Below are 18389 nucleotides of genomic sequence, written 5' to 3' on the forward strand. Positions count from 1 at the left end.
TGTCGCTCCATCGGCCCCAGTTGCTCCTGTCGCTCCATCGGCTCCCGTGGCACCTGTCGCTCCTGTCGGCCCGGTTGCTCCTGTCGCTCCGTCAGCTCCCGTTGCTCCTGTCGCTCCATCGGCCCCAGTTGCTCCTGTCGCTCCATCGGCTCCCGTGGCACCTGTCGCTCCTGTCGGCCCGGTTGTTCCTGTCGCTCCGTCAGCTCCCGTTGCTCCTGTCGCTCCATCGGCCCCAGTTGCTCCTGTGGCTCCATCGGCTCCTGTGGCACCTGTCGCTCCAGTCGGCCCGGTTGCTCCTGTGGCTCCATCAGCCCCAGTTGCTCCTGTGACTCCATCGGCTCCCGTTGCACCTGTCGCTCCATCGGCTCCTGTGGCACCCGTCGCTCCGTCAGCTCCTGTGGCACCTGTCGCTCCAGTGAGCCCGGTCGCACCTGTCTCTCCATCGGCTCCGGTGGCACCTGTCGCTCCATCAGCCCCAGTTGCTCCTGTCGCTCCATCGGCTCCGGTGGCACCTGTTGCTCCATCTGCTCCGGTGGCACCTGTCGCTCCATCGGCTCCCGTTGCACCTGTCGCCCCATCGGCTCCTGTTGCACCCGTCGCTCCATCAGCTCCTGTTGCACCTGTGGCTCCATCTGCTCCGGTTGCACCAGTCGCTCCAGTCGGCCCGGTTGCTCCTGTCGCTCCATCTGCCCCAGTTGCTCCTGTCGCTCCATCGGCTCCGGTTACACCTGTCGCTCCTGTCGGTCCGGTAGCACCTGTCGCTCCATCAGCCCCAGTTGCTCCTGTCGCTCCATCTGCTCCCGTTGCCCCTGTCGCTCCATCTGCTCCCGCTGCACCCGTCGCTCCGTCAGCTCCCGTTGCTCCTGTTGCTCCTGTCGCTCCTGTCGGTCCGGTAGCACCTGTCGCTCCATCTGCCCCAGTTGCTCCTGTCGGCCCGGTCGCACCTGTCGCTCCATCGGTCCCCGTGGCACCCGTCGCTCCATCGGCCCCAGTTGCTCCTGTCGGCCCGGTTGCTCCTGTCGCTCCATCGACTCCCGTTGCACCCGTCGCTCCGTCAGCTCCTGTGGCACCCGTCGCTCCATCGGCCCCGGTTGCACCTGTCGCTCCAGTCAGCCCGGTTGCACCTGTCGCTCCAGTCGGCCCGGTTGCACCTGTCGCTCCGTCAGCTCCTGTGGCACCTGTCGCTCCATCGGCACCCGTTGCCCCTGTCGCTCCATCGGCCCCAGTTGCACCTGTCGCTCCATCTGCTCCTGTGGCACCCGTCGCTCCGTCAGCTCCTGTGGCACCTGTCGCTCCAGTGAGCCCGGTCGCACCTGTCGCTCCATCGGCTCCGGTGGCACCCGTTGCACCCGTCGCTCCAGTCGGTCCGGTCGCACCTGTCGCTCCATCGGCTCCTGTGGCACCTGTCGCTCCTGTCGGCCCGGTCGCACCTGTCGCTCCATCTGCTCCGGTCGCACCTGTCGCTCCATCGGCTCCTGTGGCACCTGTCGCTCCATCGGCTCCTGTTGCACCCGTCGCTCCATCGGCTCCTGTGGCACCTGTCGCTCCATCTGCTCCAGTTGCACCTGTCGCCCCATCAGCTCCTGTGGCACCTGTCGCTCCATCTGCTCCGGTGGCACCTGTCGCTCCATCTGCCCCAGTTGCTCCTGTCGCTCCAGTCGGTCCTGTGGCACCTGTCGCTCCATCTGCTCCGGTTGCACCCGTCGCTCCGTCGGCTCCCGTTGCTCCTGTCGCTCCGTCAGCTCCCGTGGCACCTGTCGCTCCATCCGCCCCAGTTGCACCCGTCGCTCCATCGGCACCCGTGGCTCCTGTCGCCCCATCGGCTCCTGTGGCACCTGTCGCTCCTGTCGGCCCGGTTGCTCCTGTCGCTCCATCAGCCCCAGTTGCTCCTGTCGCTCCATCGGCTCCAGTTGCACCTGTCGCTCCATCAGCTCCCGTTGCACCTGTCGCCCCATCAGCTCCCGTGGCACCTGTCGCCCCATCAGCTCCCGTGGCACCCGTCGCTCCAGTCGGCCCGGTTGCTCCTGTTGCTCCGTCGGCTCCCGTTGCTCCTGTCGCTCCAGTCAGCCCGGTCGCACCTGTCGCTCCAGTCGGCCCGGTTGCTCCTGTCGCTCCATCTGCCCCAGTTGCTCCTGTCACTCCATCGGCTCCTGTGGCACCTGTCGCTCCAGTCGGTCCGGTCGCACCTGTCGCTCCATCAGCCCCAGTTGCTCCTGTCGCTCCATCGGCCCCCGTGGCACCCGTCGCTCCATCGGCACCCGTTGCCCCTGTCGCTCCAGTCGGTCCGGTTGCGCCCGTCGCTCCATCAGCCCCAGTGGCTCCCGTTGCTCCAGTCGGCCCGGTCGCACCTGTGGCTCCATCGGCTCCGGTCGCACCTGTCGCTCCATCGGCTCCTGTGGCACCTGTCGCTCCATCAGCCCCAGTTGCACCCGTCGCTCCGTCGGCCCCCGTTGCACCTGTTGCTCCATCAGCTCCGGTGGCACCTGTCGCTCCATCTGCTCCGGTTGCACCCGTCGCTCCATCAGCTCCGGTCGCACCCGTCGCTCCATCAGCTCCCGTGGCTCCCGTCGCTCCGTCAGCCCCAGTTGCTCCCGTGGCTCCTGCCGGCCCAGCCGCACCTGTAGGACCTATCGCCCCTACAGCACCCGTGGCTCCCGTACTTCCAGTCGGGCCGGTCGGACCTGCGGGCCCCGTTGCTCCTGTCGCACCCGTGACGCCCGATGCGCTCGCACTTGCATTCATGACAACGACTTCGTCCATCAGTACGTTGGATGAATTTTGCAATGGCGAAAGAGTCACCAGAAAAGAGGCATAGGCCGCATTCGCAGGAACCTCGCCGGTCACCTCATAGAGCATTTTCCAGGATCCGGTTGCCACATCGGGAAGGGTCCCCTGCTGGATCGTACTGGCTATCCCGTTCGAAATGAACGAATACGAGGAATCATAGTAAGCCAGCGCTACGTTAACTTGCGGACTCGTTCCGGTTCCGGTTTTGGCGAAAGAGGCCGAAATCGAGTAGCTTTCCCCCGGCAAAGCAAAAACCGCCTGAATGATCCCCGCTCCTACATTTCCACCCGTCAGTAGGCAAGCATATCCGCCAACCTTGGGATTTGTACTCACCGCAACGGCATTAAAGGCTCCCCAGGCATCCAAACTTCCCAGCTCGAAGCCGCCGTTTCGAATCAAATTGTTAAATAAAACGGTCATAACCTCACCTCCTCTATTAATCTATGAACTGCGAACGTAGTTGGTTTGTAGAGTTACCCTGTGCGAAAAAATTCGGGCTCACGCCAAGTCACCTTCTTCTCCTAGAGGCACGAAATGCTTTTCGAGGCAAAAGGTTTTAACCTTCTCGACGATGAGGCTCGGATTGTAGCCCGTTTTTTCCAGCTCGACCGCGGAAACTTCCAAATTCCATTTATTTCGGAATATTTCCGCATTGTAGAGGCCTTGTTCATTCCAGGCGAGTCCATTGGCCGTAAAAGTCGCATGACCGTGATGATGGATGTAAACGTCGCAGGCAGCCCACAAAATTTTTCCGCTAAGCCGGGCGCGAAGGCAAAAATCATCATCTTCATACCCACCGGGGTAAAAACGCTCATCGAATCCTCCGATGGTTTCAATCAGTTTTTTATGAAAAAGCATGCAAAAACCGATCAGCCGGTGCGGATAAAATCCGATTCCGATGTTTTGCTCTCTCCACTTGCGCGCAAACCGCTGCATCTCGTCCATGGTCTGATAAGGGTCCGGCTGAATCCGCTGAATCGGCGCCACATTGCAGGAAACAGGTCCGACGATGCCGATGGTCGGGTCCCAATCAAGCCACCCGCGCAGCCCTTCCAGCCAATTTTCCGTAACGACGACGTCGTTATTCAGGAGCAGCAGATAGTCTCCCTTGGCCGCCCGGATTCCCTGGTTGCAACCCCCGGCAAAGCCTTTATTCACAGAGTTGGCAAGCACGGTCGCATTCCGGACGGTCGATAAATAAGCCAACGTTCCGTCGGTCGATCCGTTATCCACAAAAATAAATTCGTACGGCAAAGACGTGTACTTTTGTACGCTTTCGACACAAGCCCGGGTATGCTTCAGCCCGTTCCGGGTCAATATAATAATCGAAGTTAAAGCTCCCATTCTCTCACTCCTTTTTCGGATTCCTGCTAGAATATGTGCGCGGATGAGAGACAGTTTGGGTCTTGAAAAAAACAAACTTCCGTACAAAAAAAAGCTTCCGAAAAGAAGCCCTCTTTAACCCTCTTTTTAACCCGGAAACAGTTTCGGCCGATTTTGATAAACTGTAACTATTATGGTAACTTAGCTAAGAGACCAAAGATCCCTCAAGGGAATAAAGGAGAGACATTCATGGACCTTAAAAACAAAACAGCCATCATCACCGGGGCCGGCAAAGGAATCGGCAAAGCGGCCGCCGCCGCTCTTGCCAAAGAAGGCGTTAACCTCGGTCTTCTGGCCAGAAGCACAGTGGACCTGGAAGCCCTTCAGAAAGAGCTTTCCGGTACATACGGAGTCAACGTTTTCTATGCTTCCGCCGATATCTCGAAACCATCCGAAGTGCAGCAGGCTATCTCCTCCCTAACCGGAGAACTCGGCCATGTCGATATTTTGATCAACAATGCGGGAATCGCCCAATTCGGCACGGTGGCGGATATGGACCCCGAGCAGTGGGAACGCATTATTCAGGTCAACCTCATGGGAACCTACTATGTGACGCGTGCCGTCCTGCCGGGCATGATCCAGCAAAACAGCGGAAATATCATTAATGTGGCCTCTACGGCCGGGGAACGCGGTTTTGCTACCGGATCGGCATACTGTGCCTCCAAATTCGGGGTTCTCGGTCTGACCGAGGCGCTTATGCAGGAAGTCCGCAAATCCAACATCCGTGTAACGGCACTTACGCCAAGCACCGTCAATACCGATTTGGCGAGCAATGCGGGCCTCAAAATCGGCGACGAAGACCGGATGATGCAGCCGGAAGACGTAGCGGAGCTGATCACTACCACGCTGAAGCTTCCTCCGCGCGTATTCATCAAGACCGCCGGAATCTGGACAACCAATCCGCAGTAACGGCCGGTTTTAAGGCTTTTCCGGAAGTTCGGCCGGGCAGCCCCCCCAAAAGCTGAATTCGCAGCAAGACCTCTTCCGTTCCACAACGGAGGAGGTCTTTTGGTTTATTTTCTCGTATTAAAAAAATAGCGGGAAGGTTAACTACATATAGGGTCAATAGTTTAGTCCCCAAAATTTCAAGAGTTTATTTTGACAGTCGATTTAGGGAGGGAGCTTTACATGAGCGCAGCGGACGTGGATGTGAAAACATTCTTTTTCAAAGAAGACGGCGACATTCCGAACCATCCCCGGTTGCCCGTGCTTCTGTACAGCGGGGTTTTCTCGGAAAATGCGGAGCAGACGGAGAAGCTGTTTAACCGGCATAACTGGCTGAACAGTTGGACCAACGGCGTGTTCGATTACCATCATTACCACAGCAACGCGCACGAGGTACTGGGCGTCATTAGCGGAAGCGCGGTAGTCCGGCTCGGCGGCGAGCATGGAGAGTCGGTAGAGCTGAGGACCGGCGATGTGGTCGTGCTGCCTGCCGGAACCGGGCACAAAAAGCTTTCGGGCAGCCCCGACTTCAAGATTGTAGGGGCCTATCCCGGCGGCATGGAGCCCGATCTTCATAAAGAGAGCGCAACCCCCGCCATCCGGGAAAAAATCCGCAGCGTTCCCGTGCCGGACACCGATCCGGTTTTCGGTGAGGAGGGGCCGCTTCTCCGCTTGTGGAAATAAAAAGAACGGACCGGGTATGGAGACGCCGGTCCGTTCTTTTTATGAGATTGTATGCGCGTGTGCGATTCCGGCCGGATTGCGGGAGCGCCGCAGACGCCGTTAGCAGCGCGCTGACGGTACTCCGGCAGCTATTCCCGCCGGATTACCGGGGGCCTGGGCGGCAGCCGCAGAGCGGGCCGGCTTCGGCCCCCGCATCGGGGCCGGCCCCGCCGGTCAGCGGGCAAGCCTTCGCCGGCAGCTCGGCCGGGCAGCGGGCCACGCGCCCGCGCCCTCAACGGCCGGCCGTGCGCACGGCCGCTTCCCGGCGGCCCGCCGTCATCGGCGCCCCGCACAGCGGGCAGGCCTTGGCCGGCGCACCGGAGGCCTTGCCCGCTGCGGGCTCGCCGGCGGCGATCCGCACCCAGGCGTTGCAGCCCGGCCCGGTGCAGAGCCACGCGGGCACCGTCTCCGTGCGTACCGGCGCGGCCGGTGCGCTTCGCTCCGGTGCCCGGACGGACGCCACCGCGGTGCGGCTCACCGCCGTGACGGTCCGCTTGCCGGAGGACGGCTGCGCGCGTCGGCCGAAAGCCGGCGAATCGCCGCTCCGCCCCGTAAAAGCGGACACGACGAACCGCGAGACGCCCGCCTTTCTTCCCCTATACAGGGAAGGCGAGCTTACGATGAGCTCCTCGCGGGCCCGGGTCACGGCCACGTAAGCGAGGCGCCGTTCCTCTTCGAGATCGGCGGCGCCGTCCGCCGCTTTCGGGTCAAGTACGGAGCTGTGGGGCAGGCTGCCCTCACAGGCACCGATCAGGACGACCACCGGAAACTCCAATCCTTTGGAACGGTGAATGGTCATCAACGCGACCCGGTTGCCCTGTTCCTCGGAGAGATGGCGGCCGCTCTGCCTGCTCCGGGACAGCACATCGTCCACGAACAGGACGAACTCGGCCGTGGTGCGGAACCGTTCCGCCGACGTTTCCAGCTCGTCCAGCATCTCCTTGAGCATCTCTTTGTGCTGGGTCGGCTGCTTCCGCCCGTCCGTCTCGACGTAGGCGTCGTAAAAATGCACGCGCATTTTGCGGATCGCGTCTAGGGGCTTCAGCTTTTTCAGCTCCCGAATCAGTTCCAGCCTCGCCTGGATTTTCTCTATCTGGAAGTCCTTCTTGTCCGGCATGGACAGCAGATGAACCAGCGGCCCTTTTTTCGGCTGCCGCGCCTCCTGCTGGCGGATATACGCCATCCCGTGCTCCCGGTTGATGTACAGGGACGGCAGCACTCCTTCCATCGCCTCAAAGTCGCGGCGGTTCAAAGACAGGCGCATATGATCGAGAACGGGCTTAATCAGCCAATGCTCGTACAGCAGCTGCCCGTCCCCATAATCAATATAGGGGATTTCGCGCAGAACGAGCTGCTCCAGCAGAGCGCGATTGTTGCTTGCGGAGCGGTAAAGAACGGCGTAATCCCCGTAACTCCGCTTCCCCCGCTCCACATCCTGCCGGATACGGGTGAGGACGATTTCCGCCTCCTCGTCGGTCGTTAGCGGGCGGATGTACTGGGGCCGGGAACTGCCCGCGTTCGCGGCTTTCAGCGTCTTCACCCGCCGCATCTTGTTGTGCCGGATGATTTCGTTCCCGAGCCCGACGATGGATGCCCCCGAGCGGTAATTAATCGCCAGTGTGATTACCTTGGCGGACGGGAACTCTTTTTCGAAATGAAGAATAAATTCGCTCCGCGCCCCGTTAAACGAATAAATCGTCTGATCGTCATCCCCCACCACCATCAAATGATTCTGCGGCGACGCAATCATGCGGATCAGCTCGTACTGGATGCCGTTCGTGTCCTGAAACTCGTCCACCATGACATACTGGAAACGGTTTTGCAGCGAGCGCAGCAGGCTCTCGTTCTCTTTCAGCATCCGGTACGCCCGGAGAAGCACGTCGTCGAAGTCGATTTTGGCGTTGGCCCGCTTCCACTCTTCATAGCGGATCAGAATGCTGCGGATTTCCTTCTCTTCCTTCGTCTGCTGCGGAAGATCCTGCAGCTCCGTCCGGTTCATTTTATAAAAGGAAAGCAGGGTCAGAAGCGTCTCGGGCTGATACGTATCGGGAATGCCCAGCTCCCGCATGATCTGCTTGAGCAGGATGTGCTGCCTGCGCGTCTCGTTAAAAATCTCTTCTTGGACGCCTTGGCTCCTTATGACCCGCAGAAAAAAAGAGTGAAACGTCCGCGCTTGAAGCCGGGAAGCTTCCTGGGCCGTTATTCCCGGCAGTGCGGCGATGCGTTCTCTCATTTCGGCGGCGGCTTTGCTGGAAAACGTGACAAGCAGAATGCTCGCCGCCCGGATCCCGCGCACCGCGAGCAAGTAGCCCGTCCGGCAGACAAGCACGGACGTTTTGCCCGAGCCGGCGCCCGCCAGCGTCAGCAGCGGTCCTTCAAAGTGTCTCACCGCCCGGATCTGAGGCTCGTTCAGGGCGATGCCCCGCTCCTCCAGGCGGCGGAAGTAAAAAGCGTCCCGGTCTCCGTCCGGGACCAGTTCCCTGCTTGTATGTGCGGAAGCCATAACGGCTTGCGGAATGTTCGTGTGTCCCGTACCCGGAGGCACGGTGTAAAAAGGGGCCTGACTCAAAACCGTTCACCTTCAAATTCTGTCTTTTTTGTCCTCTAAGCTGCTCTGTGCAAGCTTTCGTTGCAAAGCTCACCCTAGAACTATACCACTCTGCGGGCGATGAGAATACACTCCGATAACAATTTGTAACATAACTGCAATCCAGTTTTCATCTTCCTTTAATATAAAAGCCCTATACTAAAACTCGACCCCCTTTTAATAAATAAATCTTAAGACCCGCGGCCCGTTGCTGCGGGTCTCTTTCTTTTCAAAATTGGATCGTCTATCCATTTTTTTCGTTCCTACGGAAACAATTCGGCCAAACTCCCCGAACAGTATAAAAGACGGGCCGGATTCAAGCCGGCCTCCTGTCACTCCCCTGCAGCCGCCGATAAGCGTGGGCGGAAGCTTTTGATGACCATCGTAGGCCCTAAAGTCCCTATCGCACGTACACAAAACGTGGTCATAAAAACAAGAGGAGGTTTTCCATCAACCATGAAAAAAATGCCTATATTCTTATCTGCCGCCGCATGCGCCATCGGCCTAGTCTCCGCGGCCCCTTCGGTCTCGGCCATGTCCCTGTCTAAGGGAACACAGAGCGAGCACGTTCTGGACCTGCAGGAGCGGCTTGACGCGCTCGGTTACTTTGACGCGGGCGTCACCGGCTACTACGGAATGAAAACCGCGGAGTCCGTGAAAAAGTTCCAGCGCGCTTACGGCCTTCCCGTCGACGGCGAAGCCGACTCGAAGACCCTCGGCAAGCTGGAGAAAGCGGCCGTGCCGAAGCAGAACGCCCTGGAGCAGATGGCGCGCATCATTTATTCCGAGGCCCGCGGCGAGTCCTACCAGGGGCAGGTTGCGATCGGCGCCGTCGTCATCAACCGCGTGCAATCCAACCAGTTCCCGGATTCCATTCCGGGCGTCATTCACCAGCCGGGGCAATTTTCCGCCGTCCGGGACGGCCAGTACTGGCTGAAGCCTAACGAAACGGCTTACAAAGCGGCACGCGCCGCTCTGAACGGCTCCGATCCGACCGGGGGCGCGCTGTTTTACTACAATCCGGACGTTGCCACTTCGTCCTGGAGCAAGTCTCGTCCGAAAACGGCCGTGATCGGAAACCACGTCTTCACGAACTGATCGAGCTTTCATCATACAGGGCATCACCTACACAGGTCCCCGCACGCTAAAAAGCCAACTTTGCCCCGACCACGCAAAGTTGGCTCTTTCCTTTTTATTCGGCTTTACTGCATGGGCAGCCAGTTCACTTTCCAAATGCCCGCTTTGTTGCGGATCAGGCTGAACGCTTGTTTGTCCTCCGATGATGATGAACCGGACCCCCGCTTCGTCATGACGATGTACGCCGAATCCCCGCTGATTTCCTGATACAGCGTGTAGTCCTTCCGCAAAGCATCCCATTTCTGCTTCGCCTGTTTATCCGCATCCGGTTCCCTGCCGATATCGTTCAGGTATTCTTCCCGGCCGGGCGTCGCGTAATCGCTGCCCTTGATCAGAAGGGCATAGACCGTTTCCCAGTCCCCTTTTTCCGAAGCCGTCACGTAAAAACGGAAAATATCGATCGGCTCCAGCCCTTTGAGCGGGTCGTCCGTTCGGGTTTTGGTGAATACATCAAACTTTTCTAAGGTTTCTCTTTTCGAAAAGTACCACTGGTAGTCGATTTGAGGTATCTGATCTTTTCCTTCAAAAGGATTTGCAAGAAAATCCGATTTAAATAACGTTCCTTTAATGTCGCGAAAAGCTGTAAACGTATATTTGTTTTCTGAAAGATCTTCAATCATTATCGGAGAACCTTCTGTTACGTACACAGTTTGACCTGTGGAATCAGTGGCAATAGCTCTGCTTTTAAGAAGCCCTTCTCTAGCTTTGGAAGGGTCATAAACCGCCAATTCGCTTTTAGGTACCCAAACGTCCCCACTATACTCCAAACCATCCGTGTACATGACTCTGACACATAGCCAGTTCTCATATTCACGTATTACCTTAACGACCCTTCCCTGTTTAAGCAAAAATCCCGAGGGCTTTTCTTCGCCCGGGTATAAAGAGAAATTTAACGAATTCTTAACGATCCTATAATAAGGACTTACATTAACGATAGGCCTCTGCTTAAGAAATTCATTCAGTTCCGTATTTTCCAGAAGCTTATCCGATTCTTTTAGCACAAACCATTCGGGAATCCAGCGATCATTATTAACTTGGATAAATCCGTTTTTTTTATCCCGAATTTTAACGGGACGATCCGATGAGACCAAATACGTGTCGGAACCATAACTCGATGTTTCGTCAGGTCCTGATAAGGAATAAGTATCTCCTTTCAGGTAGGAGTAGCTCTTCGAATCCTGCAAAGGAGGAACAGTCGCCTGCGGCGGCTCCGTCTGTTTCACGAACCCGGACCATGCTTTGGTTACGGCGGGCTCCAGCTCCCCCCGGAACAGGAACGCGGCTGCCGCTACGCACAAGAACACAGCCGCCAATACGGGCAGCGTCCTTCTTCTTTTGGGAACGCTTAGCTTAGGCATACGACCACCCTGCGCGGATTCCGCCGTCTTTTGCTCGATGCGGTATATATCGTCCATCGTGAACGTTTTTCTTGTAAAAGGTCCCGCTTTCAGCTTGTCGTACCATTCCGGCTTAGGCCCGTTCATAAGCAGACTCCTCCTTCCATGCTTCCGACACCTTTTTGCGTGCGCGCGACAGCCGCGATTTCACGGTTCCCTCCGACACGCCGAGCACCAGGGCGATTTCTCCCATCGTCATGTCGTATTTGGCATCCAGTACGAGCACTTCCCTGAATTTTGCGGGAAGCTTCATCACGATTTCCCAGATCTCGTCCGTGAAAGCCGCCTCCATCGCTTCACTCTCCGCCGACGGGTGGCTGCTGCTTGGCTGCGCCCGGCCCACCAGAATCACCCTGCGCATGAAAGCGGTCCGCATATGATTGCGCGCCGTATTCCGGGTGATCGCGAACAGCCACGTTTTAACGGAAGCTTTCCCTTCGAACGTATCGAAGTGGCGGAAAACGCTCAAAAAAACATCCTGCGAAATATCATCCGCCATTTCCCTGCGTCCGGTCAGAAAGAAGGCGTAGTTCCACACGTCCTGTCCGTAATCCAGCATCATCGTCCGAAAATGTTCTTTTGCCGGTTTTCCCTCTTCGTCTCTCTGTTGAACCCCCAACGCTTTCACCCCCACCCATTAGACAACAGAAACGGCGGAACCGTTCCCGCCCCGGAAAGTTTTAAAAAAAAAGTTCTATTCGTTCGGACCTGCGCGGCTTTAAAGAGCCTGATGTGACATCGCGTAACGGTCGTCCTTCATATACAGCTTGACCGTCCCTACCCGCTAAAACGCAAAAAAAGCCGCCGGGAGGCAGCCGTTTCAGTCAGATCCGGTTTCAAGAGGAACGGCCTGCGCTCCGTCTTCCGTCCAGGTCTTGTAGGCGTCTATATTGGCTTCGGAATCGTCGCTCGCATCCGACGTTTTGTAATAACGGGCGGAATAGGCATGCTCCGCGTCCGCCTTATTGTCATCCGTATTGAGGAGCAAATGGAATTCGGAAATTTCCAAATTCCATTTCACACTGCGGGCAATTTCCCGCATATGCTCGGGCGTGACGAACGCCTTCACGGCGGCCAGTACGGCAGCATGCGTTTCCGGGTCCGGCTCCCCTTTCCAGTCCACTCTGCAGGTTACATCAGGCCGGGTAAACGTACAGTAGAGCCCTTTGTACCCTTTGAGGTTCTTCTTCATGGACTTGGCGGCAGTGCGGATGGTATCCGTTTCCACGCTGTGGGTCACACTACATGCGGACAGCGCCGCGACAAACGGCAGCACAAAAACGCTCCGCTGTATAAAAGCCCGCATTTTTTTCGAATTGCTCTTGGAAATTGGCGGGTCGAAGTCCCGTTCGATCCCTTCCTGCATATGGCGGCCCCTCCTTGCGTCTTGTAACTTCAAGCCCATCCGCTCTCTGCCTCCGGACTTCTCCGTCCCTTGACGGCTCTGAGCAGCTTTAAGCGGCTCTCGGCGGTTTTTATCGTTTCATCCCTTTCCGGCTATAAGTACGATCTTACCAAGTTTTCGCTTATAATAGAACTAACTGTAACAACCCGATCAACATTTATCTTATGCTCTGAAAAAAAGGAGATTGCGTCCATGAATTCCGTTATCGATCTGCTGACCCGGCACCGCTCTATCCGCAAGTTCAAACCCGATCCGATTCCCGGGGATCAATTGCAAGCGATTATCGCTTCCGCACAAATGGCCTCGACTTCAAGCAGCGTGCAGGCCTACACCATCATTGCCGCCACCGATCCCGCGCTGAAAAAAGAACTGGCCCGGCTCGCCGGCAATCAGGCCTATGTAGAGCAGTGCGGACTCTTTCTCGTGTTCTGCGCCGACCTGAATCGGCTCCGCAAAGCAACCGAGCAGTCCGGCGAAGTGTTCCACCAAAACACCGAAAGCTTCCTCGTTGCCTCGATGGACGCGGCGCTGGCCGCGCAGAATGCCGCAATCGCGGCCGAATCCCTCGGCCTGGGCATCTGCTACATCGGAGGCATCCGCAACAACCCGGACGGCGTCTCCGAAGCGCTTAAGCTTCCCGAGCTTGTCTACCCGGTGTTCGGAATGTGCGTAGGCGTGCCGGACCAGGAGCCTTCCCTCCGCCCCCGGCTTCCCCAGACGGCCGTTCTGCACGAGAACGGCTATCAGAGCGAACGCTCGGACGAAGGAGTCCGCCGGTACGATGAGACGACGCGAAAATACTACGAGGAACGGACCGGAGGCAAGCAGAGCATCACCTGGTCCCGCAGTATGGCGGACAAGTACCGTCAACCGGTACGCGCTCATTTGAAGCCGTTTCTGGAGAAACAGGGGTTTAGGCTGGAATAGTTTCGTGCTCCTGAATAAACAAAAGACCCCTTCTTTTGGGGTCTTTATGCCGCTAGGCAAGTCCTTATTTGGCCCGGTGAACCGTCAAATTGACCCGGTTGGTCTCACACATGAAGGTGGAGAGGTGAACCGGCTCATCGTTCGCGTCGAAAGCGATTTTTAAGATCCGGAACAGATTCGCCCCAATATCACATTCAAGCAGCTTCGCGTAATCTTTGGTCGCTCCGATGACATCGATGATCTTATCATTGCTTACAATTTCGGTCTGATAGTCCTCCGACAAAATCTTGTAGGTCGATTCGTTCATCGCAATCTTTTTCTCCAGATCGGGGAACCGGGTGAGTGAATAATGGGCAATATCATAGAAAAGAGGGCGGTCATCCACGTACATCAGCCGCTCAAGCTCCAGCACGGGACTGCCTTCCTCAATCTGAAGATGCCCGGCTACCTCCTCCGAGGCCTGAATGACCTCACTCCGGAGAATCCGGGAGTTCGGGATCATGCCGAGCTGATGGCTGAACTCCGAGAATCCGCTTACAGATAACAGCTCATTGTGGAACTTGTTCGAGGCCACAAAGGTGCCTCTGCGGGGAATCCGCGTCAGAGTGCCGTCCCGCACCAATTCCTCGATCGCTTTCCTGATCGTAATCCGGCTTACATTATAAGTATCACAGAGCTCCGCCTCGGTTGGTATTTGTTCATCCGGTTTATATCTTCCGTGCTGGATATCATTCTTCAACATTTGCCGGATCTGCATATACAGCGGCTGGGGGGTTGAAGGATTTAAATTCATCGTTCATTCATCCTTATCCATCAATGATTATATACTTCGTATTATACATTGATGGCCTATTCCAGTCACCATGCCCCGAAATATCCTATGGTCTTCGCCGCCGTCGACGCGCCCTGCTCCAGGCAATCCTCGACCCGAAGCCCGTTCAATCTGCCGTAGATGAACCCCGCAATAAACGAATCCCCCGCGCCCATCGTATCCACCACATTCACCTTACCGACGCCGCACGTATAGAACCGCTCCCCGTCATAGGCCAGTGAACCGTTCTCTCCCAGGGTAGCGACGGCGATTTGAGATCCTCTCTGCTTCACTTCGGTCAGAAGCTCCCGGATATAGTCATCGTCCCGGGTGTAAGAGAAGAACGGATAATCCACGTGGGGCGTTAAGGTTTGTACGAGCTCGTCGCCAAGCTGGTCCGAGAAATCGAATGAGGTCACCAGCCCCTTTTCCTTAAACGCGGCAAAATACTTATCGGCATGCCCCCATATGCCCGAATGTACAAGCTGATAATTTCCGGCAAAGCTAATTTCCTCCGGAGTAAGGGAAAACCGGGCCATAACTCCTTCGTCATAATCGCCGAACTTGCGATCATTCCCCACCATCTCGACTTGGGTTACCGCTGTTTTTCCTGCCTTTTTGGATATTCGGGAAGTATCCACGCCCTTATCCTTAATAGCCCGGATCATGATCTCTCCATACATGTCCGTGCCTACCCAGCCTATATATGCGGTCTGTGCACCCAGTTCCGTTAAATAAACGGCCACATTCACCGGATTGCCTCCCGGGTAGGCTTTGCCGCTGGCCTGATAGACATCCATGCAATTATCTCCGACTGTAACGATTCTCATCTTGCTCCCGCCTTCCCTGCGATTAAAAGAGGAGCACTACAAAGTAGTGCTCACGACATTTTAATATTCCATTTGACGATAGTATCTTCTAAGCGTTAACGGATGATTTCTCTCGCGCTCCAGGTGGACGCTGATGCGGCTGAGCACGGACCAGTTGATATTGACGGAGAAATGTTTTCTGAACTCTTCGCTGATGCCTTCCATTTTGAATTCCTTGGTATCAATAAGGGTCAATTTCTTTGTGATCTTCTCGGCAAAACGTTCCACGCGGTCCATCAGCGGCCGGGTTTCGTCTTCACCTTTTAGCAGAATCACGCTGGTATCCTCAACCACCAGCTCAAGTGTGCCATGGAAAAACTCCGCCGCATGGATCGATTTCGCGTGAATCCACTGCATCTCTTCCAGAATACACATCGCGTATGAGTACGTATTTCCCCATAGATTTCCGGAGCCCACCATCATGTGGTAGTCCGTATCCTTATGCTCTTTCGCGAAGGCTTCCGCTTTCGGATCGAAGGACTTGACCGCATCCAGAATCGCACGCGGCAGCAGGGAGACTTCCTTGACGAACCGATCGTATTGAGGGAACTCGTTATTGTTGTACATGAAACGGAACACGACCATGTGCAGCAGCATGAAGAACGTATCGAAGGAATGTTTCTCCGAGCCCGTGGTGATGCAGTGATCCACGATCTTCGTCAGCGGCGTATCCGGTTCAGCCACAAGCGCGATGGTAGTTGCCCCGCGTTCCTTACAGAACTCGGCTGCGGCCACAGTTTCCTGAGTCGTTCCGGAAACCGAGGTGAAGATACATACGGAATCTTTGCTGAAATGACGGTTGTTCATCACCATGAACTCAGCGGCAATCTCCGCATGCACGTCAATCGTCGAGTTCGATTTCAAAATATATTCATAAGGATACATCATGGCGATCGTACCACCCGCACCGATCAGAAAGATGTTGCTGTACCCTTTCTTGCAAATTCCGTCCACCATCTCTTCAATCTGCCCTCTAAAGGCAAGGCCCTCTTGTTCCAAAAGCTTAAGGAATAACTGTTCATCAAAGTTCAACATGTTCGTTCCCTCCCCATACTGGAGGCGATCTCCAATATGATCCAATTTTATTTGTTATGTCTTGTATTATAAATTAACATGACAATTTAAACAACGTTTTTTTGACTAAGCAACGATTGGGCTTTCCCCGGGCTTTTTGGAGCCGTATTTTTTCTCCCAGTAATAGTACACAGGCAGGCCTGTCGCGATAACAATTGCAGCCGCAATCATGCCTTGAATCGGGGCCCACGTAAAGGTTCCCCATGCCAGCCATGCCGCCCCCGCGATCGCCAGGATTGTCGTTACTCTCCACATCGGCATCCGGTAAATGGGGTTATAATCGTCTCTCTTCCGGCATTTATAGACGGCGGCAAAATCCAGGATGTTAATAACCAGCTGAATGAGTGTAAAGTAACCCAGCAATTCCGTTAGATTGCTGAAGAATACAAGAATACAGGCAAATGTAACCTGAGCGATAATCGAGAAACTGGGTGTTTCGAATTTCGGATGGACTTTCCCAAAGCGTTGAAAGAACAGCCCGTCCTTCGCCATGGCATACTCCAGGCGCGGCTGAAACATAATACACGAGCTCAAGGAACCCAGAATAACAATGATTGCCGTAACGGCCACAAAGGATGAGGCAATACCGGACAATCCCGGAATGTATTTCACGGCGTCGGATACAGCGGCGCTGGAACCCATCAGCTTGTCGAACGGCATCAAGCCGGTGACACACACCGCAAGCAGGGTATAAAGGCCAAGTATAATCAGCACCGAACTGATTAATGCCTTAGGCAGAACTTTCCCCGGATTTTTGAATTCACCCGCCATAAAACAGATGGCTGCCATTCCCGTGTACGCCCAGGTCGTAGCGGATACGCCTCCGATAAGACTCGTGCTTCCTGCTCCCGCCGCTGGGGTGTAAGAGAAATTGTCAAAATTCATATACATAAGTCCGAGCACAATAACAATCAGGAAAGGAATGATTTTAACAGCGGTAATAATGACCTGAAAGCTTCCGCCTCCTTTAACGCTGCGGTAATGGATGGAGGTGATAATCAGAATAATCGCCACCCCAAGCAGCTTGCCGGCGAACCCGGCAAAGAACGGGAAGAAGCTTGCCAAGTAAGCCACGATGGCCAAAGCCATAATTGAAATGGACGGCGGATCAAGCGCCCAGAATGTCGCCCAGCCGTACAGGAACGCCAAGGGTCTCCAGCCCGCTTTATTCAGATAAACGTAACCGCTTCCATTTTGCGGGTAAGCCGTTGACAATTCAGCCAGCACCATGACCTGCGGAATTGCGATAATCCCGCCGATAATCCAGGCCAGGATGGAAATCGAGGGAAGACCCGCCGCTTTTGCCACATCTCCGGAAGAGACAAATATGCCGGAACCTACCGTAGTTCCAACTGCGATAGCCAGGGCCGACCAGAAACCCAGTTTTCGTGTAAGTGTGCCGTTACTCATAGCGAGTTCCTCCAAATCAAGATGATAAGACTTCCAAATCCCTTATTTTCCTGATTGATTTCTTAAGTGCCTCATGCGGACTCTGGTAATAACCGGATCCCATAATCTCTAAGGTGCAAGCTCCTTTATAACCGCGGTTTTGAAGGGCTGTTATATATTCTCTCCAATTTAGCACTCCGTCATCTAAAGCCAGATGCGCATCGGACGAACCGTCTCCATCAATCAGATGGAAATGGCAGAGTTCAGGAAGTTTCGTAAAGTAATCCTCAGGCGTCTCTCCTGCAAGCTGCATCGCTACGGTATCGATCATTCCTTTTAACGAAGGGGAATTGACGTCCTTCATCACCCTCAGAATTCCCTCCACGTCGATCAGAAGGTTCGATTCGAACCGGGTCAGAGGCTCCAGCGCAAGCGTCACCCCCTCCTTCTCAGCCACCCGCGATACCCGGTAGATCGAATCGGTTGCATATTTCCACGATTCCTCCCGGGATACCGAGAAGTCCCCGATTCCCGAAGTCATAAGCATCATATCGGTCCCCAGCTCCAGCGCGGCGTACAGATTTTCGATGAAATATTCGACACTCTTCTGCCGCAAATGTGCGTCTGAGGCCGCGATGTTGAACGGATAAACGCACTGCTCCGGCGTGTAACAGACAACCTGGATATCTCTTGCCTTCAGCTGCCGCCTGATCTGCCTTAAGTTACCGAGGACATTACGGTAGACATACAAATGAGGCTCACCCGCCCACAATTCGATATGACCGATGCCGAGCTCCGACATGGAATCCAGGAAGTGCTCGAAGGGAAAATGCTTGTACGTAATGTTCATTCCGGCTAGGTTCACTGCTTCACCCTCTCTCAAATGAAAGCGTTTTATTATTTGTTATGTTTTGTATTATAACTAATGATTACATATATTTCAATGCCTTTTTTT

Annotated in this window: 15 protein-coding genes; 4 read left to right on the forward strand and 11 right to left on the reverse strand. The window is 55.5% G+C overall.

The window, feature by feature from the left end; genetic code table 11:
- On the reverse strand, window positions 1–3207 hold a 3207-nt coding region (locus KVT34_RS23205; protein WP_217561555.1), incomplete at its 3' end, for an NTTRR-F1 domain.
- Between the two features lie 78 nt (window positions 3208–3285).
- Window positions 3286–4131 (reverse strand): glycosyltransferase family 2 protein, encoded by an 846-nt coding sequence (locus KVT34_RS23210; RefSeq protein WP_217561557.1) that lies wholly within the window; start codon window positions 4129–4131, stop codon window positions 3286–3288.
- 228 nt (window positions 4132–4359) lie between these two features.
- Here KVT34_RS23210 and KVT34_RS23215 point away from each other — a divergent pair, with 228 nt between their 5' ends.
- Both KVT34_RS23215 and KVT34_RS23220 read left to right on the forward strand, forming a co-directional pair.
- Window positions 4360–5079, forward strand: a complete 720-nt coding sequence (locus KVT34_RS23215) for a 3-ketoacyl-ACP reductase (protein WP_217561559.1) — start codon at window positions 4360–4362, stop codon at window positions 5077–5079.
- A gap of 219 nt (window positions 5080–5298) precedes the next feature.
- The gene (locus KVT34_RS23220; RefSeq protein ID WP_217561561.1) at window positions 5299–5799 is read left to right on the forward strand and encodes a cupin domain-containing protein; all 501 of its coding nucleotides are present in this window, start codon (window positions 5299–5301) and stop codon (window positions 5797–5799) included.
- A 271-nt stretch (window positions 5800–6070) separates the two neighbouring features.
- On the opposite strand, the gene KVT34_RS23225 is transcribed toward KVT34_RS23220, so the two are convergent.
- Window positions 6071–8407: an ATP-dependent helicase gene (locus KVT34_RS23225; protein WP_217561563.1), complete on the reverse strand. Its 2337-nt coding sequence runs from the start codon at window positions 8405–8407 to the stop codon at window positions 6071–6073.
- Window positions 8408–8881: 474 nt separating this feature from the next.
- On the opposite strand from KVT34_RS23225, the gene KVT34_RS23230 reads away from it, so the two are divergent.
- Complete coding sequence (locus KVT34_RS23230; RefSeq protein ID WP_217561565.1) at window positions 8882–9523, forward strand: cell wall hydrolase; 642 nt, start codon at window positions 8882–8884, stop codon at window positions 9521–9523.
- A gap of 104 nt (window positions 9524–9627) precedes the next feature.
- Here the strand turns inward: KVT34_RS23230 and KVT34_RS23235 are convergent, their stop codons facing one another.
- From KVT34_RS23235 to KVT34_RS23245, 3 genes are all read right to left on the reverse strand, one after another.
- Window positions 9628–11046, reverse strand: a complete 1419-nt coding sequence (locus KVT34_RS23235) for a hypothetical protein (protein WP_217561566.1) — start codon at window positions 11044–11046, stop codon at window positions 9628–9630.
- Window positions 11033–11518: an RNA polymerase sigma factor gene (locus KVT34_RS23240; protein ID WP_217561921.1), complete on the reverse strand. Its 486-nt coding sequence runs from the start codon at window positions 11516–11518 to the stop codon at window positions 11033–11035. Before KVT34_RS23240 ends, KVT34_RS23235 begins: the two co-directional genes overlap by 14 nt.
- Window positions 11519–11779: 261 nt before the next feature.
- Window positions 11780–12325, reverse strand: coding sequence for a hypothetical protein (locus KVT34_RS23245; RefSeq protein WP_217561569.1), 546 nt, complete (start codon window positions 12323–12325; stop codon window positions 11780–11782).
- A 231-nt stretch (window positions 12326–12556) separates the two neighbouring features.
- On the opposite strand from KVT34_RS23245, the gene nfsA reads away from it, so the two are divergent.
- A complete protein-coding gene (nfsA, locus tag KVT34_RS23250) occupies window positions 12557–13291 on the forward strand; it encodes an oxygen-insensitive NADPH nitroreductase (RefSeq protein ID WP_217561571.1) in 735 nt (244 codons plus the stop codon).
- Window positions 13292–13355: 64 nt separating this feature from the next.
- Here nfsA and KVT34_RS23255 read toward each other — a convergent pair whose 3' ends face one another.
- From KVT34_RS23255 to KVT34_RS23275, 5 genes are all read right to left on the reverse strand, one after another.
- Window positions 13356–14084 (reverse strand): GntR family transcriptional regulator, encoded by a 729-nt coding sequence (locus KVT34_RS23255; protein WP_217561573.1) that lies wholly within the window; start codon window positions 14082–14084, stop codon window positions 13356–13358.
- A gap of 65 nt (window positions 14085–14149) precedes the next feature.
- Window positions 14150–14932, reverse strand: coding sequence for a fructoselysine 6-kinase (frlD, locus tag KVT34_RS23260; protein ID WP_217561575.1), 783 nt, complete (start codon window positions 14930–14932; stop codon window positions 14150–14152).
- 60 nt (window positions 14933–14992) lie between these two features.
- Complete coding sequence (locus KVT34_RS23265; protein ID WP_217561577.1) at window positions 14993–16006, reverse strand: SIS domain-containing protein; 1014 nt, start codon at window positions 16004–16006, stop codon at window positions 14993–14995.
- 105 nt (window positions 16007–16111) lie between these two features.
- Window positions 16112–17455 (reverse strand): amino acid permease, encoded by a 1344-nt coding sequence (locus KVT34_RS23270; protein ID WP_217561579.1) that lies wholly within the window; start codon window positions 17453–17455, stop codon window positions 16112–16114.
- A gap of 16 nt (window positions 17456–17471) precedes the next feature.
- Window positions 17472–18299 carry a TIM barrel protein gene (locus KVT34_RS23275; protein WP_217561581.1) on the reverse strand — a complete coding sequence of 276 codons (828 nt, stop codon included), beginning with the start codon at window positions 18297–18299 and terminating at the stop codon, window positions 17472–17474.
- Between the last annotated feature and the right edge of the window lie 90 nt (window positions 18300–18389).

The sequence above is a fragment of the Paenibacillus sp. GbtcB18 genome, from assembly GCF_019091125.1.
Classification (GTDB): domain Bacteria; phylum Bacillota; class Bacilli; order Paenibacillales; family NBRC-103111; genus Paenibacillus_F; species Paenibacillus_F chitinolyticus.

Bases quoted from the DNA above. Each gene is read 5' to 3' on its own strand.
- KVT34_RS23210 (WP_217561557.1), bottom strand. From the start codon at position 4,131: ATGGGAGCTTTAACTTCGATTATTATATTGACCCGGAACGGGCTGAAG.
- KVT34_RS23215 (WP_217561559.1), top strand. From the start codon at position 4,360: ATGGACCTTAAAAACAAAACAGCCATCATCACCGGGGCCGGCAAAGGA.
- KVT34_RS23220 (WP_217561561.1), top strand. From the start codon at position 5,299: ATGAGCGCAGCGGACGTGGATGTGAAAACATTCTTTTTCAAAGAAGAC.
- KVT34_RS23230 (WP_217561565.1), top strand. From the start codon at position 8,882: ATGAAAAAAATGCCTATATTCTTATCTGCCGCCGCATGCGCCATCGGC.
- KVT34_RS23235 (WP_217561566.1), bottom strand. From the start codon at position 11,046: ATGAACGGGCCTAAGCCGGAATGGTACGACAAGCTGAAAGCGGGACCT.
- KVT34_RS23240 (WP_217561921.1), bottom strand. From the start codon at position 11,518: ATGCTGGATTACGGACAGGACGTGTGGAACTACGCCTTCTTTCTGACC.
- KVT34_RS23245 (WP_217561569.1), bottom strand. From the start codon at position 12,325: ATGCAGGAAGGGATCGAACGGGACTTCGACCCGCCAATTTCCAAGAGC.
- nfsA (WP_217561571.1), top strand. From the start codon at position 12,557: ATGAATTCCGTTATCGATCTGCTGACCCGGCACCGCTCTATCCGCAAG.
- KVT34_RS23255 (WP_217561573.1), bottom strand. From the start codon at position 14,084: ATGAATTTAAATCCTTCAACCCCCCAGCCGCTGTATATGCAGATCCGG.
- frlD (WP_217561575.1), bottom strand. From the start codon at position 14,932: ATGAGAATCGTTACAGTCGGAGATAATTGCATGGATGTCTATCAGGCC.
- KVT34_RS23265 (WP_217561577.1), bottom strand. From the start codon at position 16,006: ATGTTGAACTTTGATGAACAGTTATTCCTTAAGCTTTTGGAACAAGAG.
- KVT34_RS23270 (WP_217561579.1), bottom strand. From the start codon at position 17,455: ATGAGTAACGGCACACTTACACGAAAACTGGGTTTCTGGTCGGCCCTG.